Raw genomic sequence first — 23791 nt, 5'->3', positions numbered from 1 at the left:
GCAATTTGATTTGCCTCTGCCTGATGTTTTGCTACCGTGATCCTCCCTAGGGAGGGTCACATGCAAATCTTTGAACCAAAACGTAAAATTTCAAATTTCCATCGTGCGGGAGTCAGCCTCGCCGTAGCCCTCGGCTGCTTTCTGGCCGTCTCGACCGGAGCTGCCTTTGCTGCCGGCTGCGGCCAGCCGCGCGATGTCGGTCGCTATGACATGAGCCTGACGTCAGGCGGACAAGAGCGGGTATTTTCCTATTACATTCCTTCGGGCTATAGCGGCCAAGCCAAGCTGCCTGTCGTGTTCGATTTCCACGGGTCCGACAGCAATGCCAATGAGCAACTCGACCGCAGCGAATGGGAGCGGGTTGCCGAGCGTGAAGGCTTCATCGCGGTTGCGCCGCAAGGCTCGATGCCGATGAAGCGGCCCGGCTATTTCGCCTGGAACGTGCCCGGCGTGGCCAAAGGCGATGCCGATGAAGAGGCGTATATCCGCGACGTGGTGAAGGCGGTCGAGGAGAATTTCTGCGTCGATCCGGCCAAAATGTATGCCACTGGCTATTCCGGCGGCGGGCGGATGGTGTCGCAATTCCTCTGCGACGGAAACACCCAGTTTGCCGCGGCAGGGCTCGTCGTCGGCCTGCGCGCCGGCACGCCGAAGGCAGAAGGCGCCGGTTTCGTGCCCGATGCCGCAACCTGCAAGCCGGCAAAGCCGATCTCGCTGATTGCGTTCGCCGGTCTCGACGACAAGATCAACCCGATCGCTGGCCAGGGCTTGCCCTATTGGGGTTATGGCGCCGATGCAGCACTCAACCGCTGGGCGGAGCTCGATGCCTGCCAGCCGCCGACGGTCACCACTGAGGGTCGGGTCGAGACCAAAAGTTTCGCCTGCGGACAGGGTACCCGGATCGTCTCCTACCGCCTGTCCGGTGCCGGGCATACCTGGCCGGGCAGCACGGCCTCCCTGAAGATCCAGAAAGTGATCGGCAAAGTCTCTTTCGACTTTAATGCAACCGATCTGATGTGGGAGTTCTTTTCCAAAGCAAAGCCGTAACCGTCTATCCGACAATCGCCGCTGGCCAGCGGCAATTCTTGAACGGACTGTTAGAGGAGCATCGGACCGAAAAGTGGGAACCGGTTTTCGGATAAATCCGATGCGAATATCAAAATTAGAGCATTGCGCCGATTCCGTTTTTCGGCGCGATGCTCTGAGCACAACAGGGGAAGATCCAGCGGAATGAATGTGCATCACGGGCCGGCCTCCTTGCCGCAGGAGAGTGTCGTGGCCACCGGTCGGCCGCAGCGCGCCAATGGCCGGGGGCGACTGGAGACGAAACTGCTTGGTGGGCGCACCCGCCTCGACGTGCTGTTTCAGGATGGCTGCGCCAAGATCCGCATCCCCGAAAGTTTCGACGGGCGTATGGAGGCGGTGCTGATCAACTCCTCCGGCGGCCTGACCGGCGGCGACCGGATGGGTTGGAGTTTTAACGCTGCTCCAGGCACGCATCTGACGCTTACCACTCAAGCCTGTGAGAAGATCTACAAGGCATCCGCCGACACCGCGCTGGTCGAAACCAGCATCAACGTCGGGGACGGCGCCTGCGTGCACTGGCTGCCGCAGGAATCGATCCTGTTTGACCGTGCGTCGCTGACTCGCCGACTGGAGGTCGATCTGCATGAGAATGCTGAACTCCTCGGCGTGGAGGCCATTCTTCTCGGCCGCAAGGCCATGGGCGAGGCGATGCGTGAAGGCATGGTGCGCGACCGCTGGCGCATCCGCCGTGCCGGCAAGCTTATTCATGCTGAAGATCTGGCGCTGTCAGGCGCGGTCGCCGATGTCGCGGCCGAGCAGGCAGTTTTGGGCGGCAATGTTGCCTTTGCTACGCTGATTTATGCCGGGCCGAAAGCGGAAGCGCATAAGGCGGCTTTGGAGCGGCTGGGGCATGGCGGCGGCATCGGCAAAAGCCGGGGGCCCGGAGATGTTTTTGTCGGCATAAGCGTCTGGAATGACAAGCTGATTGCTCGTTTTATCGGCAGTGATGGATTTACCCTGAGAAAGTCTGTTGTCCCGGTCATTTCGGTCTTGCGCGATGGCGCATCTGTGCCAAAAGTTTGGACGCTGTAATCCAAGCAGGGTTGACGAAGCGTATAGGTGTTTTGTCGATCGGTTCTGCGCGAGACACACAGCATGGCCGGCCGGGATATCGCTGACTGCGTTCCAGTACGACCATAACGATCAAACCATGATGCAGACGAAGTCTGCGCGCCGACCAGTGGAGCATCCATGAATCTGAGCCCGAGAGAAAAAGACAAGCTTCTGATTTCCATGGCGGCCATGGTGGCCCGGCGGCGGCTGGAGCGCGGCGTCAAGCTGAACTATCCGGAAGCGATCGCGCTGATCAGCGATTTTGTGGTCGAGGGTGCCCGCGATGGCCGTTCCGTATCGGAATTGATGGAGGCCGGTGCCCATGTGATTACCCGTGACCAGGTGATGGAGGGCATTGCCGAAATGATCCATGACGTCCAGGTCGAAGCGACTTTTCCAGATGGCACCAAGCTGGTGACCGTCCACGAACCGATCCGCTGACGCGATGCTGGCGCTTCGGCCAAACTGTGAATGCTGCGATCGCGATCTGTCGCCCGAGAGCCGGGAGGCGATGATCTGCAGTTTCGAATGTACCTATTGTGCTGACTGTGCCGAGGGCGTGCTCTCCGGCGTCTGCCCAAATTGCGGTGGCGAGCTTGTGCGCCGGCCTATCCGCCCGGCTGAAAAGCTCGTCAACAATCCGCCGTCCACGACACGCATTTTAAAGGCTGAGGGCTGCAAGCCCGGCCGGGCCGCCTGAGCCGCCGAGGCTCCGTCTGGCCGCGAGATCCAAGGGAGATCCAAGATGATACCGGGTGAATTGATTGCCGCCAGCGGCGAGATCGAACTGAATGCCGGCCAGCCGACCGTGACGATCGAAGTCTCGAACACCGGCGACCGACCGGTGCAGGTTGGCAGCCACTATCATTTCTTCGAGACCAATGCCGGGCTCTCCTTCGACCGCGACAAGGTGCGCGGCATGCGGCTCGACATTCCCGCGGGCACGGCGGTGCGCTTCGAGCCGGGCCAGACCCGCGAGGTGACGCTCATCCCGCTAGCCGGCAAGCGCGAGGTCTTCGGCTTCCGCCAGAAGGTGATGGGCGCACTGTGACCGTCCTGGCGCGGCGGATCATCCTTGCATTCACTCTGGCGCTCTGTCTTGGGCCGGCGGCTGTTGCGCAGGAGCTTGATTGCAAGAACCCCGAAACCCAGGTCGACATGACCGCCTGCGCCGTCGCGGATTTCGAAGCGGCGGACAAGGCCCTGAACGCCAGTGGAAAATCACCCGTAAGGTGGTGGCCGAGCGGGATGCGGCTTCCGGTGCTGCAAGCAAGGGGGCTGAACAGGCCCTGCTTAAGGCGCAACGGGCATGGATCGCCCATCTCGAGAAGCAGTGCGAAGACGAGGCGACCTCCGAACCTGACGGCAGCATGTATGGCATGGAAATGTCCACCTGCAGGGCGAACTTGACCAGGGCTCGGACACAGCAACTGAAATCCGTGGCGCAACAGCCATAATCTGAACGGAAGCATTATGACCCGGCGCATTATGATCATTGGCAATGGCGACGTTCCGCAGGAGGTTGCGGATGCGATCGACGCTGCCGATCTGGTGATCCGCTTCAACAATGTCCGCAATTTCGGTCGGGCAGGCCGACGTACCGACATTGTCGCGGTTTGCAATACCGGTCGACCGGCAAAGACAATGTTGCGTAGCCGCACCTGGCGCAACAGCCGGGCCGTGAGCGAAAGCGGGGCCATCTGGTCCGTGCGCGATCCCGTAAAGCTCGAGGCGATGAAGCCCGAGGTGCTGCAGGACTTTCCAGAACTCGAGGACCTGTTCGAGGATCATACCGAGGATTTCGATGCCTTTGCCCGCAGCGGCGGCAAGGATCATTTCGTGCTGCCCGGGAGCACCCACGAGTCTGCGGTGGCTGCGCTCACCCCCTATGACCCCGGATCCTATGTCGTGCCGAGCAGCGGCCTTGTGGTGGTGAGCCATATCCTGCAAGATCCGACTTTTGCTGGCGATACCGTTTTTCTTGCCGGGTTTTCGCACGAGGGCTGGAGCGGCCATCCCTTCGCGGCAGAACGGCAACTCATCAATGCCCATATCGAGGCCGGGCGGCTGACGCGCCTTGAGCCTTCTTCTCTATCCGCCCTGTCCGAAGGAGCCTGATTTCATGCCTTACAAGATGTCTCGCGCTGCCTATGCCAGCATGTTCGGCCCGACGACCGGTGACAAGCTGCGGCTGGCCGATACCGAATTGTTCGTCGAGGTGGAGAAGGATTACACCCATTACGGCGACGAGGTGAAATTCGGCGGCGGCAAGGTCATCCGCGACGGCATGGGCCAGAGCCAGGTGACGCGTGCCAATGGCGCGGTCGATACCGTTATCACCAACGCACTGATCATCGATCACTGGGGCATCGTCAAAGCCGATATCGGCCTGAAGGACGGACGCATCGTCGCCATCGGCAAGGCCGGCAACCCGGATACGCAGCCGGGCGTAGACATTATCGTCGGTCCGGGCACGGAGGCGATTGCCGGCGAAGGCAAGATCGTCACCGCCGGCGGCATGGACGCGCATATCCATTTCATCTGCCCGCAGCAGATCGAGGAAGCGCTGATGTCAGGCCTCACCTGCATGCTGGGCGGCGGCACCGGCCCGGCGCATGGCACGCTTGCCACCACCTGCACGCCTGGGCCCTGGCACATCGCCCGGATGATCGAAGCGGCCGACGCCTTCCCGATGAACCTTGCCTTTGCCGGCAAGGGCAATGCCTCGCTGCCGGGCGCGCTGGAGGAAATGGTGCTGGGCGGTGCCTGCGCATTGAAACTGCACGAGGACTGGGGGACGACGCCAGGCGCGATCGATTGCTGCCTGTCGGTCGCCGACGAATACGACGTGCAGGTGATGATCCACACTGATACGCTAAACGAAAGCGGCTTCGTTGAGGATACGGTCGGCGCCATCAAGGGCCGCACCATCCATGCCTTCCACACGGAAGGTGCCGGTGGTGGCCACGCGCCCGACATCATCAAGATCTGCGGCCAGCAGAATGTCATCCCGTCCTCGACCAATCCGACGCGGCCATACACGATCAACACATTGGACGAGCATCTCGACATGCTGATGGTCTGCCATCACCTCAGCAAGACGATCCCTGAAGACATCGCCTTTGCCGAAAGCCGCATCCGCAAGGAAACCATCGCGGCGGAAGACATTCTCCACGATATCGGCGCTTTCTCGATCATCTCCTCCGACAGCCAGGCCATGGGCCGCGTCGGCGAAGTCGCGATCCGTACCTGGCAGACTGCCGACAAGATGAAGCGCCAGCGTGGCCGCCTGCCCAGCGAAACCGGCGAAAACGACAATATGCGCGTCAAGCGCTACATCGCTAAATACACCATCAACCCGGCCATCGCCCACGGCCTCAGCCATGAGATCGGTTCGGTCGAGGTCGGCAAGCGCGCCGATCTGGTCATCTGGAACCCGGCCTTCTTCGGCGTCAAGCCAGACATGGTGCTGCTCGGTGGTATGATTGCCGCAGCACCCATGGGTGACCCGAACGCCTCGATCCCGACGCCGCAGCCGGTGCATTATCGTCATATGTTCGGAGCCTATGGCAAGGCTCGCACCAATTCCTCCGTCACCTTCGTTTCGCAAGCAGCACTCGACGGCGGCCTTGCCCAGCGGCTCGGCGTGTCCAAGCAATTGCTGGCGGTAAAGAACACCCGCGGCGGCATTTCCAAGGCCTCGATGATCCATAACAGCCTGACGCCGCATATCGAGGTCGATCCAGAAACCTACGCAGTGCGCGCCGATGGCGAACTCCTGACCTGCGAACCGGCAACAGTCCTGCCGATGGCGCAGCGGTATTTCTTGTTCTGATTTGTCAGGAAGAACAATAGAGTAGGCTACGGCTGAGGTGGTGCGCAGCTCACTCTGCTGTGTCAGGCAGGTGGCATCTCGACCTCCAACTGTGCGCCGATCCGCAGGAGCAGCGGATAATATGGCCGGCTATCTTTGAAAAGCCGGTCATAATCAGTTAAAGCGGTTCTGAAGAATGCCTTTGCTTTGTCGCGGTCGTTCGCCTTGTGATATGCGAGAGCCTCATAGGCGAGCATAAAAGTCCGATTGAGGGCATCAGGCGCCTCCGCTGTCGATAGCAGTTTGAGCCCTTCCTCTATCTTGTCACTTTCGATAAGAACTGAAGCTCTTGTCGCCTTCACGGCATCTAGATCGGGGCGCAAGGAAAGGGCGGTTTCAGACCAGGAATTGAGCTTATCAAGCTTGGTTACGCGGGGCTGAGACAGAAAGACTGTTACCAACGTTTCGAGTATAAGCACTTTTTCAATTTTCGAAATGGAATTCTTTAATTCGCTTTGTAGGGCATGGACATGAGGCGCAATCTGGTCGAAGTTTCCGTTCTGAACCCAATAAAGGTGATAGGCCGCTCGTTCTGATGCAGCATTAACCTGGAAATTTTCTTCTTCGTTGTTGATGTATTTGATATTTTCGAAATATATTTTTCTGTATAATTGTGTTTCATCGTGCCTATTGAATATTAAATGAGAAATTGCGAGCCCATCGTTCGGTATAAACTTTCCGTAAACAATAGTTTTCCGTGGAAAGCTGTTCCTGATTATCAGAGCGCTCTGAACCGCGATGCTGCAAGAAATAGCGAGATTAAAAATATCTGTATCTCGGAATTCCATCAGTACGATGAAAGAAATAATTAATAATAAGGTATTCATTATTATCCCGCCTGAACAAAAAAATATTGTTGCCAAGCGACGTTCCGACTTCAACGGCAGATAGGTAGAGACCATTCCGCAGATGGGGAATGACTTCAGAACAAAATCGCCATGTCTAAGCTTTTTCTGAAAAAAGGTCTTGCCCATCCCTATTCTGACCTCTCGAACCTGTAATCGGACAAGCCATGCAGCGCAGACGTGGCCAAGCTCGTGCAGAATGACGCCGACGGCCAGTGAGATGGTGAATGATAAAGTGACGGTGAGTAAAAAAGCCATCTCGGTCCATCGTGGTTGAATTATGAGTGAGATGGATCACGGCGTACCATTTTCAACGACTGCCGTTGCCAATGCATCAATGCGTTGCTCTGACCTCAAGGGGCGGTTGATCACCGCCACGACCGCCGCTACTCATCATTTATACAATCTGGAGTTATCGCGATGACAATCATTTTGCATGATGAAGATCTCGCTGGATATGCGTCCATGCCCTTGGCTATCGACGCGGTGGAGGCGGTGCTGCTTGCCAAGGCTCGCGGGAAGGCCGTGTCTCCGCCCAGGCACAATGTCTCCTTTCCCGGGCACGGGGATCTGGTGTTCACCATCGGCGGGACGCTGGGAGAGCAGCCAGTCGCGGGATTCCGGGTTTACGACACGTTCGACAGCGACGAGCATTCGCAGATCGTCGCCGTCTGGTCCGCCGAGACTGGCAGGCTGAAAGGGCTGGTCCTTGGCCAGAGGCTGGGAGCTATCCGCACTGGGGCAATCGGCGGCGTTGCCATCCGGCACCTTAGCGCGCCAACGGCGCGTATTGCCGCCGTGCTCGGCAGCGGCCGGCATGCGAGAACGCAGCTTGCCGCCGCAGCAGCGGTTCGAAGCCTCGATCTCGCCTTGGTCTATAGCCGGAACGAGGCCAATCGAATGGCGTTTGCGCAGGAGATGCAGCGCGACCTCGGTATCGAGGTGAGGGCAGCGGTGAGCGTGTCCGAGGCTGTCGGTGATGCTGACATCGTCATCTGCGCCACATCGAGCCCGATACCTGTTGTCAGCGCCTCCGATCTCAAGGCTGGCGTACATGTGACGACGATCGGTCCGAAGACCGCTAAAGCCCATGAACTCGCGCTGGATATCGTCGGTAGAGCCAATGTCATCGCCACCGACTCTCGGGAGCAGACCGGTGCCTATGCTTCCCCTTTTTTCCTGCACGGATCGGGCAAGGAGCAGAGCTTAGTCGAGCTTTCGGATATCGTGGCCGGGAGGGTGCCGGGGCGCCAGACGGCGGACGAGGTGAGCCTGTTCTGTTCCGTCGGTCTGGCCGGCACCGAGGTGGCGGTCGCGTCGGCTCTGTTCGACCGGCTTTTGGAGAAGTCAGCAGGTAGCTAGAGCATGTCCAGCAAAAGTGCGGAGCGGCTTTGTGTCCGGGCATGCTCTATGGCTCTCCTGCGTCGACAGAGCCACTTGCGCGATACGATTACCAGTGCCTTCTCTTACTCACCCCGAAAACGGCTTCTGCGCCATTCCCGAAGACGTTTGGCCGGTGCGGTAGCGGTTCAGCGCCTCGACATACAAATCGTCCCAGAACTCATTGGCGTCGCTCGCCGAGAAGGTGGACTTGGCGGTAACATAAGCAGCCCGACGCATGGCCTGGTAGGCGTTACGGTCGGCCATCAGGGTGGTTATTTCGGCAAGGCTTGTCTCGGCCAGGCGCTCGATTTCGCGGGCATGGACTTCGGCGAATTCCGGCGTGGTGCGGTCGTCGGCGATATGTTTCCATTCGCCGATATCAGTGGTTTCCATCGGTAGCATCAGGCCGTTCTGGCGGTGCTTGATGAATTCGGGCAGGGCGCCCTGCGCGGTGGCGATGACGGGCACGTAATTGGCCATGGATTCGATGGCGCTGAAGCCGAAGGTGTCACAGAAGGTCGTCAGCAGCGAGAAATGCGCATTGCGCAGGATTTTCAGCACCTCGCTGTTGGGCACATTCTGTACATGGCGGACATTCGGCAGCGAGAGCATCTGGCGGTAGCGGTCGAAATAGCCGGGCTGTAGCGGGTCGGTCCAGGACATCGGCCCGACTTCGATGCTGGAGACGATGTCGACTTGCAAGTCGATGCCGCGTTCCAGCGCTATTTCAGCCATGCGCAGGCCGACGCAGCCACCCTTGCGGGCGAAGTGATTGCCAACAAAAACGATACGGATCGGGCCTTGGCCATTGTCGTTGAGCGTATCGGGCCGATCTTCGATCACCATATTGGGATAGCGCATGAACAGCTTGCGGTTCAGCCGCTCATAGGCCGGATTGTTGCGATGGGTCTTCTGGAAGATCCGGCGTGCATGTTCGGAAATCGCGCCGATGCCAAGGCAACGGTCCGACAGCAGACGGCTGGTCATGAAGCGGTAGAGCGTGGATTGTTCGATGCCGAAGCCGCGCGGCATGTGCGACTCGAACGAGATCAGGAATGGCGTCGGGCTGACCGGAATACGATTGAAGGCGTGGATGAGGTCGAAACGGCGCGGCGGCAAGGGCTGAAAAACCGTGATACCCTCGAGCTTCGGCGAGATGTAGTTCATCGGCACGAAATCGCGGTTTTCGATGTTATGGCGGCTTTGACGCGGCGAATTGAAACGCCAGGGATAACGGGTCGGGGCCAGCACCGAGAGCCGAGGCTTGTCGCTTGCAGCATTCAAGGGCTGGGGCTTCCCAGCCTGCTGATCAGCATTCACCATCGTATCCGTCTCCAACCTACCCGGTACCAAAGATCGTTGTCGGCAATCGGCATCGGAACGATCTAATAAACGCTTCTTCTAGTTGCACGCTTAATACATTGTAAACACCGAATATTCCATGATTAAAATACGTGGCAAAGTTTTTTGCAATGCTTCAGCGACTGTTTTTTCTGTTTTTTTATGTGATTACAGTGACCTGCATCATTTTGCTTACGCTCTAATCTCGAAACGGATCACTACTGTACGATTGTGAACCTTTCATGGTTGCGTTGCAGGTGTGCCATCTTCCAGCGCAGATGTAATCGGCTTTTTTAGGTGGTATTGGCTGCGAGATCTGCCGCCGTTATGCGTCGATCTTGTTATGCGCATATTGCAAGTCTGGCATGCGATGCACCATTTCCATTAATTTCATGCTGCATCGCAAGGCGATCCGGGGTAATCGGTGCCCGATCCGGGCAGCCGCAACCGGCTGCCTTCTATCATCGACAGTCAAGGAGAACAGCGATGCTTATTGGCAGAAAAGTGCCCAGCGTCACCTTCCGCACCCGTGTTCGTGATGAGCAGGTGGGCGGGCCAAATCCGTTCCGTTGGCAGGACATGACTTCGGACGATTATTTCAAGGGCAAGAAGGTCGTGCTCTTTTCGCTTCCGGGTGCCTTCACCCCGACCTGCTCGACCTTCCAGCTGCCGGATTTCGAAAAGCTGTACGGCGAATTCAAGGCCGCCGGCATCGACGAGATCTACTGCATTTCGGTCAATGACGCGTTTGTCATGAATGCCTGGGGCAAGCAGCAGAACCTTGAAAACGTTAAGCTCATCCCCGATGGCTCCGGCGAATTCACCCGCAAGATGGGCATGCTCGTCTCCAAGGACAATCTCGGCTTTGGTATGCGCTCCTGGCGCTACGCCGCCGTGATCAATGACGGCGTGGTCGAGCAGTGGTTTGAGGAAGAAGGCTATTGCGACAACGCCGACAGCGATCCCTATGGCGTTTCCTCGCCGCAGAATATCCTGGAACAGCTCAAGGCAAAGCAGGCGGCCTAAAGCATTTCCATGGAAAGTGGGAACCGGTTTCCCGTCCGGAAATGCGTGAAAACAAAGCATTTCCAGGGAAAGTGAAAACCCATTTCCTGTTTGGAAATGCGGCAGAACGACTGTTGGAGCTCTGCCAGCGTCACCTTTCGAAAACCCGGCCTCGAGCCGGGTTTTTTCACGTCTGTATTTCAAATTTTATAAGTCCCCCTGCCTTTGCCCTGATGATCGCGGCATAGGGCCAGTGTACTGAAACGGTGCGATGACCGGCGGCGGCGGTCGCTAAAATTCTAAGCATTGATTTAGGAAACGACACACAAAACAGGCCTATCCCAGAGAAAAGCAGAAAAGGGGGCCGAGAGGTGATTCGAATATTGAAGTGGCTTTCGCTGCGTCAGGGTTTTGAAGACTTGTCGCTACGGGGCAATATTTTTAGCTTTGTCATGCCTCTTATTCTGTCGTCCGTGGCCTTGTCGCTGGCAGTTCAGCTTGTGTTTTTGCCGGCTTTCTGGGTGTTCGGGTTGATCCGGATGCCGCTTGGAGAGGCGGTCAAGCTCAGCGTTGCCATGACCTGGCTCATCAGTGGCTTCGTGACGACCGTCAACGGCGTCTTCGTGGCCCGTGAGGTCCGCACCCTTGCCATCGCCAAGGCGAAATATGAGCATCTGAGCCGAATTGATGGCCTTTCTGGCCTGCTCAACCGCCGTGCCTTCGCCGAGGCCATGGAAGGGGCGCTCCACGATGCCTCGCTTGCCATTGCCGATCTCGATCGTTTCAAGGCGATCAACGATGTCTATGGCCATAGCGCCGGCGATTTCGTCATTCGCGCGGTGGCGGAAATTTTCAGTCATTTTGCAAGTGCGCCGCATGTCAGCGCCCGGCTTGGCGGCGAAGAATTCGGGCTGATCATCCACGGCGGCACGCTGAATCAGCGGCTGGAGCGGATCGAGGCGATCCGCCGCGCTATCGAAAATCTGCGCCTGCAATTCGACGGCAAGCCGATTTCAACCACGATCTCGATCGGCGTTACCGAGATTTCGCTGGAGCGTCGGCCGGAGGCTGTCTATGCCGCCGCGGACCGGGCGCTCTACCGCGCCAAGGCCAATGGACGCAACTGCATCGTGCATGAACTGTTGCAGGACCCGCTACCCCTGGTCCCGGAAATTCAGCCGGCCTTCTGAAGGCGCGGCGCGTGCATTGCCTCCTGCGTCATTTGCCTGTTGCGCCGGGCGTGGATTTTGCGCAAAGTCCAGATGTTGCGGGGACTAAGGTCCTTTCGTAACCGTCTGGCGGACACCCTCCGCCGATCCGCTTTTTAAGAAATCGATAGCGACCCTGCAGCGCTGCGGCGCTTTGCGGGATCATGGAGTGGCGATGCTGCGCGTGACCTCTTACGTTTTAGCCAAGGATGCGCTTGATCCAGCGGTCTCGACGGTGGTTCTGGCCCATGACGGCAGGCATTTACGCCGTAAATTGCTGCATCTTGCCGACGGCGAGATGGTGATGCTGGACCTGAAGGAAGCCGTACTGTTTGCCGATGGCGACCGGCTGGTGATCGAGAACGGCGACCAGATCGAGGTGAAGGCTGCCGAAGAGCGGCTCTACGCGATCACGCCGCGTGATGGCCAACATTTGCTCGAGCTTGCCTGGCATCTCGGCAATCGGCATCTGCCGGCCCAGATCGAGACGGGCCGTATCCTGATCGGCCGCGATCCTGTCATCCGCGCCATGCTGGAAGGTCTGGGTGCGGAGGTTAGCGACGTGGTGGAACCGTTCCAACCAGTGCGTGGCGCCTATCACAGCCATGGAAATCATGGCAGCCACGGCCATCACAGCCATCACAGCCATCAAGGCTCGGGTCATTCCCATGGCTGATGCCACTGCTGGCGCCGCCCTCGACACGCTTGGCCTGATCCGTCTGATGACCTGGCTGTCGCCCGCCTTTCCGGTCGGCGGCTTCGCCTATTCGTCCGGCCTGGAAAAGGCGGTGGAAGACGGCCTGCTGGAGGGGAACCCCGGTTCTTCTGAGCCTCCGCTACAAAGCGCGCGACATCTCGTCCGTACGGAAGCGCTGTCGCGCTGGCTTTCCTCCCTGCTGACCCATGGACCGCTGTGGAACGATGCCGTGCTGCTGGCGCAAGCCTGGCGCGTCTGGCGTGAGCCAGGCCCGCTGGCTGAGGTTTCCGATCTGGCGCTGGCGCTGGCGGGCTCGCGCGAGCGGCATCTGGAAACAACGGCGCTGGGCGCAGCCTTTCGCGATGCTGCCGGTCCCTGGGCTGAGATGGTCTCGGGTCTTGCGAGCGGCCCGGTGGCCTATCCCGTCATCGTCGGTGCGGTTGGCGCCAGCCAGATGATAGGCTGCGAGGCGCTGATCGCGGCCTATCTCCATGCCGCGCTGTCGCAGCAGGTCTCGGCTGGCATCCGGCTTGGACTGACCGGCCAGAACGGCGGTCTTGCTATTCTGGCCGGTCTTGAACAGGCCGCGGCACAGACGGCAAGGCGTGCGGCGGGCAGCACACTGGACGATCTCGGCAGTGCCACAATTGCTGTCGATATCGTCTCGGCGCGGCATGAGCAGCAGGCGGTGCGGCTGTTTCGCTCGTAATGGCTCGTCCCATGATCGCTGCTGAACTGACTGCCTATAATTTCAAAAAGGGGAAAAGCATGAAATCGGCACATGGTCCTTTGCGGGTTGGCATTGGCGGCCCGGTTGGCTCCGGCAAGACGGCGCTGACAGAGAAGCTCTGCAAGGCGATGCGCGAGCGCTACTCGGTGGCTGTGGTGACCAACGATATCTATACCCGCGAGGATGCCGATGCGCTGATCCGCATGCAGGCCTTGTCGTCGGACCGGGTGGTGGGTGTCGAAACCGGCGGCTGTCCGCACACGGCGATCCGTGAGGACGCCTCGATCAATCTCCAGGCGATTGCCGATCTGAATGCGCGGATTCCCGACCTCGACGTGGTCTTCATCGAATCTGGTGGCGACAATCTGGCCGCGACCTTTTCGCCCGACCTTGCGGATGTGACGATCTATGTGATCTCCGTCTGCCAGGGTGAGGAAATCCCGCGCAAGGGCGGCCCGGGCATTACCCGCTCCGACCTGCTGGTCATCAACAAGAAGGATCTCGCCCCCTATGTCGAGGTCGATCTCGACGTGATGGACCGAGATGCGGCGCGAATGCGGGAGAGCAAGCCGTTTGTCTTTACCGACATGAAGCGAGGCGACGGCATCGATCACATTGTTCGTTTCCTCGAAACCCAGGGAGCTCTTTGAGATGGCTGAGCCACGCCGCTTCGGGCGCTATGACATCACAACGATCATTGATGGTGTCTATCGGGCACCGATCGATCACCTGCATCATGCCAGCAGTCCAGCGCTGCGCGACGGTGCTGTCGCGGCCTCGCAGGTGCCGACCATCGACATGGATGTCAATTTTTTCGTCCTGTCTGGCCCTGACGGGATCACGCTGGTCGATGCTGGAACGGGGCCGCACTGGGGACCGGAACTGGGCCTTGGATGGGCGGCGCTGGAAACGGCTGGAGTTGGCCGCAGCGACGTGCGCCGGGTGCTGATAACCCATCTGCATGGCGACCATGCGCTTGGCCTGTTCGGTGAGGCTGGCCGTTATTTTCCAGAGGCTGAGATCATTGTTCCCGAGGCGGATCTGGCCTTCTTCACCGATGCTGCGCTGAAGGAGACAGTTCCTACCTATAGGCGTGGCGGCTTCGAGATTGCCGCCCGGTTGGTGGAAACCTACGGCGACCGCGTGCGGGCGATGCCGGAAGGCCCGGTTGCCGATGGCATCGAGATGGTGTCGATGCCCGGCCATTCACCTGGCCATAGTGGCTATCTGATCGGCGAAGGGGCGGAAAAGCTGTTGCTGTGGGGCGATCTTGTGCATGCGCCCGGCCTTCAGCTCGATGATCCCGATTTCTGCTTCATCTACGATTCGGATGCTGCCCAGGGCGCGGCAAGCCGCCGCCGCATTTTCGTGCGTGCCAGCGAAGAGGGCTGGATTGCCTCTGGCGGCCATGTCACCGGCTTCGTGCGCATGGAAAAGGCCGGAACACGCTGGCGCTTCGTCCCGGCCTGAAAGACGCGAACGGTGTAAGTTTAAATCAGATCTGCCTGAGCGCGTCGATATCGTTGATCTGTATCATCCGGCCGCGCACCGTCACGCCATTACCGCGAAGCGTCGAGAAGGCGCGCGACAGGGCTTCCGGGGCCAGACCGAGCTTGCCGGCCAAGAGGCTCTTCTGGAAAGGCAGGCGGATCGAGACGGCGCCGCCGCTGACCGGGCAATTGTCGATCAGATATTGTGCCACCCGCTGCGGCGCTGTCTGCAGCCGGTCATTGGCGATGCAGTCCATGGTGCTGCGCAGATAGTTGGACAGGCAACGGATCACGGCACGGGCGATATCATGTTCCTGCTCGGCCAGCGCACGCACCTTGGCGAGATCGAAGCGGGCGACAGTGACGTTTTCGGCGGCCTGGGCGTTGTAATGATAGCTGTCGCCCATGGCGAGCAGGCTTTCGGCGAAGGTGTCGCCGCTGCCGCTGATGCGGATATCAGCCTCGCGGCCATCCTTGTTCAGCCGGTAGAGCCGGACATAGCCCGTGAGCACGCAGTAGAAATAATCGGCCGGATCGCCATCGCGAAACAGGATGTCGCGAGCCTCAAAGCTCAAGACCGTCGCCAGGTCAATCATCCGGGTCAAGGAGCCAGGGCCAAGCGTGGCCAGCAACGGCGACTTTACCAGAATATTGCGTTCCCGACTGTTCAAATTCAAAACCTTGTTCACTGCCAGACCGTCCTTTTCCACCATGCCAGGCATACGGGCGCCGATGCGGCCCGCCCCCAAACGAATACCGAGATCGGTGCCGCCGCATCGATACGACGCTGCAGCACCTGGCAGCACCTGCCTGGGGACGGACAGACAATGAGCCGTCACAAGAGGGATCTGATGAACAGCGCAATTCAACCCAAGGGCGTGCGACCCGATGGGTCCGTCCGCGTCCTGATCAGGCTCATTGCCGCCATCGGCCCCCGCCGCTGGTCGATGCTGTCACATTAGTTGGGAAATGCAGGGAAGGGATTGATTTCGATCAATAGAAAATGCACTTTTTAGTTGCTTTTCTGCTGATGACGTTAGGAAGGCGGCCAAATGCTTGCGATGTACCGAAAGGTTTTCGCCGCAGCCGGTCGCATGGGTACAGTTGCTCAACTCGGGTCTGTTGACAGGCTTCGTCGTCGGTCACCGGCCGTCCAAGACGACCGGTTCCCGATGGTCAAAACGTCCCTTTACGGCCCGCTTGAAAAGCGCCGCTGCGGGTTGCTGCCAATGCCAGTTTCAAGTCCGTTGACGCGGGTCTCCAGGGTGGCGACGCGGCCGGCGGTGGCTTCCTGCAACTCGGTCAGGGCGGCCGGATCGAGGACAGGGCGCTCATGTTCCTTGCTGCCGACCAGGCGGCCGAAGGTGGCGCCGAGCAGGCGGGACAGGTCGTCCATCACAAGGAAGAAGCAGGGCACGACCACAAGGCTCATCACCGTCGACACGATGATGCCGCCGATCACGGCAATCGCCATTGGCGAGCGGAAGGAGCCGCCTTCGCCCACGCCGAGCGCTGACGGCAGCATGCCGGCGGACATGGCAATGGAGGTCATGATGATCGGCCGGGCGCGCTTGCGGCCAGCCTCGACCATGGCCTCGACCCGCTCCATGCCGTGGCGCCGCATTTCGATGGCGAAATCGATCAACAGGATGGCGTTCTTGGTGACGATGCCCATAAGCATCAGGATGCCGATCAGCACAGGCATGGACAGCGCGTTGTGGGTCATCATCAGCGCCACCGCCACGCCACCAATGGCAAGCGGCAGCGACAGGAGGATGGTGAAGGGCTGGATGATATCCTTGAACAGCAGGATCAGCACGGTCAGCACCAACAGCAGGCCGAGGATCATCGCGTTGACGAAGCTCGTCAGCATTTCCTGCTGCACCTTGGTATCGCCGGTTTCCTTCAGGTAGACGCTGGCGGGGATATTGGCCTCGGCCACTGCCTTCTTGAAGGCGGCCGTCGCTGTATCCAGCGCCACGCCCTGCGGCAAGTCGGCGCCGATGGAAACGACCCGGTCGCGGTGGTTGCGCTTGATCGAGCTGATGCCCTGGCTGTAGTCGATGTCGGCCACGGTCGACAGCGGCACCATCGAACCCGAGGCACTCTTGATCTTCAGCGCCCGGATCGCGCCGAGATTGCGGCGCTGGTCGAGAGCGGCCTGAACCCGGATCGGGATCAGCCGGTCATCGAGCGAGATCTTCGGCAATTGCGCATCGATATCGCCGATCGTCGCCACCCGCACGGTTTCAGAAACCTGCTGAGCGGTGATGCCAAGCCTTGCCATCTCATCCGGCTTCGGGCGGATCTGCAATTCCGGCCGGGGCAGGGAGCCGTCGGCGCTGACATTGGCGAGAACGGGCACGGTGCGCAGCTTGGCTTCGAGAATGCTGACGGCATTGGTCAGGTCGTCCTCGTTCTTGGACAGGAAGTAGAAGGCCATGTCGCGGGCGCCGCGGTCGTTCATCTTCTGAACGCGGATATCGGGAATGTCGCGCAGCTTGGCAAAGGCTGCCTGCTCGATCTGCCATTGCGGGATGGTACGACCGTCGGCAGTCATTTTTGGCAGCAAAGGACCGATCAACGGCAAGCCGCCGATTAGCTTGTTGACCACCGTCTTGACCAGCGAATGCTCGATCCTGAACAGATGCAGGGTCACGGCGGCGCGGCGCAATTCGAGATCACCGGCGGGCGAGGTGCCGCCCTGCACGAACACGGCCTCGACGCCGGGCAGCGGTTGCAAGGCGGCGGTGATCTGGCGGGCGCGGATCTCGGTTTCCGCCAGCGTCGCATTGGGCGGAAGTTCTACTGACAGAGTGACACGGCCGGCATCTTCCGGGGGCATGAAACTGGTGGGCACGCGCAGCAGCAGGCCGACGGAGACGACCAGAAATACCAGGGCTGCGGCGAGCGTCAGGTAGCGATAGAGCCAGGTTCGCGTCGTTGTCCGCACCAGCTTGGTATAAAGCTGCATGAACCGGCCTTCGCCATGCTCGTCATCGTCATGGCCGTCTTCCGGGCGCATCAGATAGGCGGCCATCATCGGTGTGATCAGCCGGGCGACCAGCAGCGAAAACATTACGGAGAAAGCGACAGTCAGGCCGAACTGGATGAAATATTGGCCGGGAATGCCGCCCATGAAGGACACCGGCACGAAGACGGCGACGATGGTAAAGGTGGTGGCGATAACAGCCAGACCGATTTCGTCTGCAGCCTCGATGGCGGCCCGGTAGGGCGACTTGCCCATCTTGATATGGCGGGCGATGTTTTCAATTTCGACGATGGCATCGTCGACCAGGATGCCGGTTGCCAGCGTTAGCGCCAGGAAGCTGACCAGGTTGAGCGAAAAGCCCATCAGGTCGAGAATCCAGAAAGTCGGGATGGCCGAAAGCGGCAGCGCGATGGCTGAAATGATCGTGGCGCGCCAGTTGCGCAGGAACAGGAAGACAACGATGACGGCCAGAATCGCGCCTTCCAGCAATGTGTCGATGGCGGCGGTGTAATTGCCATAGGTGAAATAGACGAAGTCACTGATCAGGTTGATGCCGACGCCGGGGTTCTTGGCGCGGACGTCGTCCAGGCTTTTCGCTACCAGTTCGGCAACTGCCACGTCGGAGGCACCCTTGGAGCGAAATACCGAGAAGGAGACGACCGGTTGGTTGTCGAACAGCGCGAAGCTCTTCGGCTCCTGATAGGTGTCGATGATCCGGCCGAGGTCAGCGAGCTTGACGAAGCGATCCGATGACAGCGCAATGGTGGTATTGGCGAGCGCCCTGACATTGCGGCTATCGCCGAGCACGCGGATCGCCTGTTCGGCGCCTGCCACCTGGCCTCGGCCAGAGCCGATATCGACGTTGGTGCCGCGAAGCTGCTTGTTGACATCGGCTGCGGTGATACCGAGCGCATTCAGCCGGTCCGGATCCAGCTCGATACGGATTTCCCGATCGGCGCCGCCGATACGGTCGATGCGGCCAATGCCCTTCTGGCCCTGAAGGGCCCGCTTGATCGTGTCATCGACGAACCAGGACAGCTCCTCCAGCGTCATATTCGGTGCCGAAACGGCAAAGGTCTGGATCGCCTGTCCCTCGACATCGACCTTCGTGACGATGGGCGCGTCGATGCCTGCCGGCAGATCGTTCCTGATCCGGTCAACGGCATCCTTGACGTCTTGCACCGCCTGAGCAGTGGGAATTTCGATGCGGAACACCACAGAGGTGACGGACAGGCCATCATTGACCTTGGAGGAGATTTCATCGACGCCGTTGATCGAGGCTACGGCATCCTCGACCTCCTTGGTCACCTGCATTTCCAGCTCGGATGGCGAGGCGCCGCTCTGGGTAACGCTGATCGACACCACAGGCACATCGATATTCGGAAAACGGGTGATCGGCAGGCGCTGGAAGGACTGGAAGCCCAGCACCATCAACAGAAAGAAGCCAAGCAGCGGAGCGATGGGATTGCGGATCGACCAGGCGGAGAAATTCATCGTCTTGCCTCGTCAGTTCGAAACGGTCGTGGATTGGCCCGATGCCTCTGCCGAAGCATGGCTGGCGCCTTCTTTCACCGGACGCACCCGGTCGCCGTCACGCACGAAGGCGCCGGCCTTCAGCACCACGAGGTCGCCTGTTTTGATGCCCGAGGTCACTTGGATCATCCCGTTTTCAACGATGCCGGTCTCGATTTTCACCTGGCGCACAACGCCTTTTTCGACCACGCGGGTAAAGCTGCCAGCCTTGCTGCTGTCGATGGCCGAGAGTGGCAGGGCGATGCCGGAGGCCGAGGCGACGGTGATGACCGCGCTGGCATACATGCCCTGGCGGGCGGCATCGCTGTCGTCGAGCAGGACATGCACGTCGCCCAGCCGGGTCGTGGCGCTGATGGCGGGAGAGATCAGCCGAACATGGCCGCTGATCGGCTTGACCTGCCCGGCAATGGTGATTTCTGCGGGTTGGCCGACCTGCATCTTTTGCATGTCGCTTTCCGAAACCTCTGCGACCAGCTCGATCTTGCCTTCGCGGATGATGGTGAACAGCTGCTGGCCGGAGCCGGCAGCAATGGCGCCTATGCGGGCATTGCGGGCGGTGATCAGCCCGCCAAAGGGTGCCTTGATGTCGGTGCGGGCAAGTTTCAGGTCGAGATCGGCGACCTGACTGATCACGACCTTCAATTCGGCCTCGGCAATGGTGATGGCCTGGCGGGCGCTGTCCACCTTGTTGCGGGCATTTATAGCAGATGTTTCGTATTGCTGAACCTGGGCTGTGGAAATCGTGCCGCCTGTGACCAGCGACTGGCCGCGTGTCAATTGCCGCTCGGCTTCTGCGGCGCTCGCCTGCGCATCGATCAGCTGGATCTTGTTCTGGGCGAGGGACGCCTCGGCCTTGGCCTGGTTGGCGGCATATTGCGCCTTCTGCAGGATCAGGCTGTCGCCATCCAGCGTGGCGAGAACCTGACCCGCCTTGACCTTGTCGCCGACATCGGCCAGCAGGTTGCGGATGGCGAGGCCATCCACTTCCGGCTGGACATAAATTTCCTCGACCGCCTTGATGCTGCCGGTGCCGATGACCTTGTCGGTCAGCGTCGCGGTGCCGGCCTCGGCCACGACGATGGCGGGCAGCTGGCTGTCAGCCGGCGGCGGGGCTGACTGGGCCGGAACAGATTCGGCAACGGCAGCACTGGAAAGCGGCAGCAGCAGCGCGATGCCGAGCACAACAGGCGCCAGGCGCGATGTCGCACGCGCAATCCCCGGCAAAACCGGATGAATAGGATCTGTCACGCTTGCTGTCCTCCCGCTGCCCGGTGTTCGCCGGCCAGGCACGTCAAAATCTTGAACATGGCTTTTAAAATCCCTTGGGGATCTATGGCTATGCCATAATACACTAATATGGCCGCAATGGTTTTAAATAGGTCGAAATGGTTTTAAATAGAAAGTCGAGGCCTGCCCAATTGGGGAAAACCCTGGTTTTAATGGGTGGAGGTTACGACAGGGCCGAAGGCGGCGCAATGGCGTTCCCGGTTATGGCACTGCAATGAGGCCGTGCACCGCAAAATGAGGTAAAGGAAACGGTAGGGTCACGGCGGCGCTCGGATCTGACCGAACCGCGATACTCGGGGATTGCGCAGATCCTTTGGCTAGACCTGTACCAATATGAAATTAAAGGAAGAATCTTCTGGCCGGCTTCAGCTTCAGTGTTGCCGAACCTGACCTTGAAAGCGCGCCGCCGCCATGGAGCCATGGCGGCGGATACATTTTAAGTTGAAGATCGTGCAGACTATTTCAGTGCGGCATCGGTGATTTCATGGGTGTAAGCGCCGACCGGTTCCTTGGAAATGACAGGATCGGAGCCGCCGCCCAGTAGGGTGGCAACGGTGCGCTTGTAATCAGCCTCGTCAAGGGCGCCCTTGGAACCTTCGGTCAGCTTGGCGACTTCGCTCATCATCCGCTTCTGGTGCTTTTCGGTCTGGGCGCCTGACGCGTCATTGTCGAGCACGATGCCGGCTGCGGCATCCGGGTTCTTTTCAGCCCATTTCCAGCCCTTCATCGAAGCGCGCACGAACTTGACCATCTTTTCCTTGAAGGCTGCGTCCTTCAGCTTCGGCTCCAGCACGTAGAGACCGTCTTCAAGGGTGGCGACGCCTTCCTTCTCATAGGGGAAGGTGATCAACTGGTCCGGCTTGATGCCGGCATCGATAACCTGCCAGTATTCGTTATAGGTCATGGTGGAAATGCAGGCGGCCTGCTTCTGCAGCAGCGGGTCGACGTTGAAGCCCTGCTTCAGCACCTTCACGCCATCGGCGCTGCCGTCGGTCTTGATGCCCAGATGTGCCATCCAGGACAGGAAGGGATATTCATTGCCGAAGAACCAGACGCCCAGCGTCTTGCCCTTGAAATCGGCCGGAGTCTTGACGCCGCTTTCCTTGAGACAGGTCAGCATCATGCCGGAATGCTTGAAAGGCTGGGCGATGTTGACGAGCGGTACGCCCTTTTCGCGAGTGGCCAGCGCTGACGGCAGCCAATCGACGATCACATCGGCACCGCCGCCGGCCAGAACCTGGGCCGGAGCAATATCGGGACCGCCGGGCTTGATGTCGACGTCGAGGCCTTCTTCCTTGTAATAGCCCTTGTCTTTGGCGACGTAATAGCCGGCGAACTGCGCCTGGGTCACCCATTTCAGCTGCAGGGTCAGCTTGTCGGCTGCCTGGGCCTGCATTGGTACCTGCATGGCCAGCAAGGACACGGTGCCTGCCATCAGTAGTGAAGCGATTTTATTTTTCATTATCGTTCCCTCTCTTGTTATTGAGCCTTGTATCAGCGTTGCCCACCACGGACAGACGGATGCCAGAAGGTGACGGCCTTTTCAGTCAGCGCCACCAAACCATAGAAGACGGAGCCGGCCAGCGCCGCCACCGCAATTTCAGCCCAGACCATATCGACATTGCTGCGGCCGACCTCGGTCGAGATGCGAAAGCCCATGCCGACGATGGGCGTGCCGAAGAATTCCGCGACGATGGCACCGATCAGCGCCAGCGTCGAATTGATCTTCAGCGCGTTGAAGATGAAGGGCCACGCGGCGGGCAGCCTGAGCTTGATCAGCGTCTGCCACCAGCTGGCGGCATAGGTGCGCATCAGGTCGCGCTCCATATTGCTGGCCGCGGACAGGCCCTGCACGGTGTTCACCAGCATGGGGAAGAAGGTCATGATCACGACAACGGCCACTTTCGAGGGCCAGTCGAAGCCGAACCACATGACCATGATCGGTGCGATGCCGACCACCGGAAGCGCGGAGACGAAATTGCCGATCGGCAAAAGGCCTTGCTTCAGGAAGGGCGAGCGGTCGATCAGGACTGCTACGACGAAGCCCAACCCGCAGCCAGCGACATAGCCTGTGATCACCGATTTCAGGAAGGTTTGCTGGAAATCGGCCCAAAGAATCGGCAGGGAATGGATCAGCCGCGTCCAGATCATGCTGGGCGCCGGCAGCAGGATCGACGGAATGTCGAAGCCGCGCACCACGCATTCCCAGATCACCAGCAGCGTCACACCAAACAGCAGCGGCACGGCAAGATTGGCCGCCCTTTGCAGGCCAGGCTCCGTAAAGCGGCGGCGCACCAGCCATTCGTTGATCGCCCAGGCGGCGAGCCAGAAGGTGAGGGCGAAGATCAGGTAGAAATTCATGCCCGCTCTCCCATCCGTTTCAGCACGGCGCTATGCGCAACCCCGATCAGCGCCACCAGAATGGCGGCAAGCCCGGCCGCCATGAACAAAGCGGCCCAGATCTGCACCGTCTGGCCATAGTAGGAGCCCGACAGCAGCCGCGCGCCAAGGCCTGCCACAGCGCCCGTCGGCAATTCCCCGACGATAGCTCCGACAAGCGAAATGGCAATCGCGACTTTCAGCGAGGTGAAGAGGTAGGGCATTGCAGCCGGCATCCGCAGCTTCCAGAACGTTTGGGTCTTGCTGGCGTAATAGGTGCGCATCAGATCGATCAGGATCGCATCTGGACTACGCAGGCCCTTGACCATGCCGACAACCACCGGAAAGAACGACAGATAGGTCGAGATCAGCGCCTTCGGCATCAGCCCTGATATGCCGATGGCATTCAGCACCACGATTATCATCGGCGCCACCGCAATGATTGGAATGGTCTGGCTGGCGATCACCCAGGGCATCAGCGACTTGTCCATCGCCCGGTTATGGACGATGCCGATGGCCAGCAGAATGCCGAGCGCCGTGCCCATGCCAAAGCCCGCCAGCGTCGCCGACAGCGTCACCCAGGCATGATAGACAAGGCTGCGTTTTGACGTGATCGGCTTGTCGATGGTCGTGTCCCAGAGCTCTGCGATGATCTGATGCGGCGCGGGCAGCACCGGCCGTTCCTGGTTGAAGGTTTGCTCGACGACCTGGGCAAAGCTTACAGTCTCGCCCGCCCGTGCTGCCTGATCGCGCACGAAGGGTGCGTTGAGGATGACGACGAAGACATGCCAGACGATCAGGATGGCCAGGATGACAGTGAGAACGGGAAGGATGCGGGCGCGGAGGTTGGTCATGGGGTTGCACCTCTCGTGCCGCGCATAGCGCCAT

The 23791-nt window shown here is 59.7% G+C and carries 23 protein-coding genes; 15 read left to right on the top strand and 8 right to left on the bottom strand.

What is annotated here, in order from left to right:
- Positions 1 to 60 precede the first annotated feature (60 nt).
- From BJF91_RS14945 to ureC, 8 genes are all read left to right on the top strand, one after another.
- A complete protein-coding gene (locus BJF91_RS14945; RefSeq protein ID WP_075615250.1) occupies positions 61 to 1047 on the top strand; it encodes an alpha/beta hydrolase family esterase in 987 nt (328 codons plus the stop codon).
- Positions 1048 to 1230: 183 nt separating this feature from the next.
- On the top strand, positions 1231 to 2118 hold the full coding sequence (locus BJF91_RS14940; protein ID WP_075615249.1) for an urease accessory protein UreD: 888 nt from the start codon (positions 1231 to 1233) through the stop codon (positions 2116 to 2118).
- Between the two features lie 159 nt (positions 2119 to 2277).
- On the top strand, positions 2278 to 2580 hold the full coding sequence (locus BJF91_RS14935; RefSeq protein ID WP_075615248.1) for an urease subunit gamma: 303 nt from the start codon (positions 2278 to 2280) through the stop codon (positions 2578 to 2580).
- A gap of 4 nt (positions 2581 to 2584) precedes the next feature.
- Positions 2585 to 2839 (top strand): DUF1272 domain-containing protein, encoded by a 255-nt coding sequence (locus BJF91_RS14930; RefSeq protein WP_075615247.1) that lies wholly within the window; start codon positions 2585 to 2587, stop codon positions 2837 to 2839.
- 45 nt (positions 2840 to 2884) lie between these two features.
- Positions 2885 to 3190: an urease subunit beta gene (locus BJF91_RS14925; protein ID WP_075615246.1), complete on the top strand. Its 306-nt coding sequence runs from the start codon at positions 2885 to 2887 to the stop codon at positions 3188 to 3190.
- 79 nt (positions 3191 to 3269) lie between these two features.
- Positions 3270 to 3596: a lysozyme inhibitor LprI family protein gene (locus tag BJF91_RS14920; RefSeq protein ID WP_234801629.1), complete on the top strand. Its 327-nt coding sequence runs from the start codon at positions 3270 to 3272 to the stop codon at positions 3594 to 3596.
- Positions 3597 to 3612: 16 nt separating this feature from the next.
- Positions 3613 to 4257, top strand: coding sequence for a Urease operon accessory protein (locus BJF91_RS14915; protein WP_075615245.1), 645 nt, complete (start codon positions 3613 to 3615; stop codon positions 4255 to 4257).
- A gap of 4 nt (positions 4258 to 4261) precedes the next feature.
- Complete coding sequence (gene ureC / locus BJF91_RS14910) at positions 4262 to 5974, top strand: urease subunit alpha (RefSeq protein ID WP_075615244.1); 1713 nt, start codon at positions 4262 to 4264, stop codon at positions 5972 to 5974.
- 62 nt (positions 5975 to 6036) lie between these two features.
- Here the strand turns inward: ureC and BJF91_RS14905 are convergent, their stop codons facing one another.
- Positions 6037 to 7116 (bottom strand): site-2 protease family protein, encoded by a 1080-nt coding sequence (locus BJF91_RS14905; protein ID WP_075615243.1) that lies wholly within the window; start codon positions 7114 to 7116, stop codon positions 6037 to 6039.
- A gap of 162 nt (positions 7117 to 7278) precedes the next feature.
- On the opposite strand from BJF91_RS14905, the gene BJF91_RS14900 reads away from it, so the two are divergent.
- Positions 7279 to 8220 carry an ornithine cyclodeaminase family protein gene (locus BJF91_RS14900; RefSeq protein ID WP_075615242.1) on the top strand — a complete coding sequence of 314 codons (942 nt, stop codon included), beginning with the start codon at positions 7279 to 7281 and terminating at the stop codon, positions 8218 to 8220.
- A gap of 108 nt (positions 8221 to 8328) precedes the next feature.
- On the opposite strand, the gene BJF91_RS14895 is transcribed toward BJF91_RS14900, so the two are convergent.
- Complete coding sequence (locus tag BJF91_RS14895; protein ID WP_075615241.1) at positions 8329 to 9564, bottom strand: glycosyltransferase family 4 protein; 1236 nt, start codon at positions 9562 to 9564, stop codon at positions 8329 to 8331.
- Positions 9565 to 10068: 504 nt separating this feature from the next.
- Here BJF91_RS14895 and BJF91_RS14890 point away from each other — a divergent pair.
- The 6 genes from BJF91_RS14890 to aidB all read left to right on the top strand — a co-directional run bounded on the left by BJF91_RS14890 (position 10069) and on the right by aidB (position 14692).
- Entirely contained in the window at positions 10069 to 10608 is a 540-nt protein-coding gene (locus BJF91_RS14890; protein ID WP_075615240.1) for a peroxiredoxin, read from the top strand.
- Positions 10609 to 10958: 350 nt separating this feature from the next.
- Positions 10959 to 11777 carry a GGDEF domain-containing protein gene (locus BJF91_RS14885; protein WP_162843871.1) on the top strand — a complete coding sequence of 273 codons (819 nt, stop codon included), beginning with the start codon at positions 10959 to 10961 and terminating at the stop codon, positions 11775 to 11777.
- Between the two features lie 193 nt (positions 11778 to 11970).
- Positions 11971 to 12471: an urease accessory protein UreE gene (gene ureE, locus BJF91_RS14880; RefSeq protein WP_075615238.1), complete on the top strand. Its 501-nt coding sequence runs from the start codon at positions 11971 to 11973 to the stop codon at positions 12469 to 12471.
- Positions 12464 to 13201, top strand: coding sequence for an urease accessory protein UreF (locus BJF91_RS14875; protein ID WP_075615237.1), 738 nt, complete (start codon positions 12464 to 12466; stop codon positions 13199 to 13201). Before ureE ends, BJF91_RS14875 begins: the two co-directional genes overlap by 8 nt.
- 59 nt (positions 13202 to 13260) lie before the next feature.
- Positions 13261 to 13872, top strand: coding sequence for an urease accessory protein UreG (gene ureG, locus BJF91_RS14870; protein ID WP_075615673.1), 612 nt, complete (start codon positions 13261 to 13263; stop codon positions 13870 to 13872).
- 1 nt (position 13873) lies between these two features.
- Complete coding sequence (gene aidB, locus BJF91_RS14865) at positions 13874 to 14692, top strand: AidB family quorum-quenching N-acyl homoserine lactonase (RefSeq protein ID WP_075615236.1); 819 nt, start codon at positions 13874 to 13876, stop codon at positions 14690 to 14692.
- A gap of 25 nt (positions 14693 to 14717) precedes the next feature.
- On the opposite strand, the gene BJF91_RS14860 is transcribed toward aidB, so the two are convergent.
- From BJF91_RS14860 to BJF91_RS14835, 6 genes are all read right to left on the bottom strand, one after another.
- On the bottom strand, positions 14718 to 15425 hold the full coding sequence (locus BJF91_RS14860) for a Crp/Fnr family transcriptional regulator (protein WP_139310739.1): 708 nt from the start codon (positions 15423 to 15425) through the stop codon (positions 14718 to 14720).
- Positions 15426 to 15901: 476 nt separating this feature from the next.
- Positions 15902 to 19198, bottom strand: a complete 3297-nt coding sequence (locus BJF91_RS14855) for an efflux RND transporter permease subunit (RefSeq protein WP_075615235.1) — start codon at positions 19196 to 19198, stop codon at positions 15902 to 15904.
- 12 nt (positions 19199 to 19210) lie between these two features.
- Entirely contained in the window at positions 19211 to 20419 is a 1209-nt protein-coding gene (locus tag BJF91_RS14850) for an efflux RND transporter periplasmic adaptor subunit (protein WP_234801648.1), read from the bottom strand.
- Positions 20420 to 20981: 562 nt separating this feature from the next.
- Positions 20982 to 21986, bottom strand: a complete 1005-nt coding sequence (locus tag BJF91_RS14845) for an ABC transporter substrate-binding protein (protein ID WP_075615234.1) — start codon at positions 21984 to 21986, stop codon at positions 20982 to 20984.
- A 32-nt stretch (positions 21987 to 22018) separates the two neighbouring features.
- Complete coding sequence (locus BJF91_RS14840; RefSeq protein ID WP_075615233.1) at positions 22019 to 22885, bottom strand: ABC transporter permease; 867 nt, start codon at positions 22883 to 22885, stop codon at positions 22019 to 22021.
- Positions 22882 to 23757: an ABC transporter permease gene (locus BJF91_RS14835; protein ID WP_075615232.1), complete on the bottom strand. Its 876-nt coding sequence runs from the start codon at positions 23755 to 23757 to the stop codon at positions 22882 to 22884. Before BJF91_RS14835 ends, BJF91_RS14840 begins: the two co-directional genes overlap by 4 nt.
- Positions 23758 to 23791: the final 34 nt, after the last annotated feature.

Origin of the sequence: Gillisella taibaishanensis (assembly GCF_001938985.1) — a bacterium.
Classification (GTDB): domain Bacteria; phylum Pseudomonadota; class Alphaproteobacteria; order Rhizobiales; family Rhizobiaceae; genus Allorhizobium; species Allorhizobium taibaishanense.
This window is presented reverse-complemented; position numbering and strand designations above follow the sequence as displayed.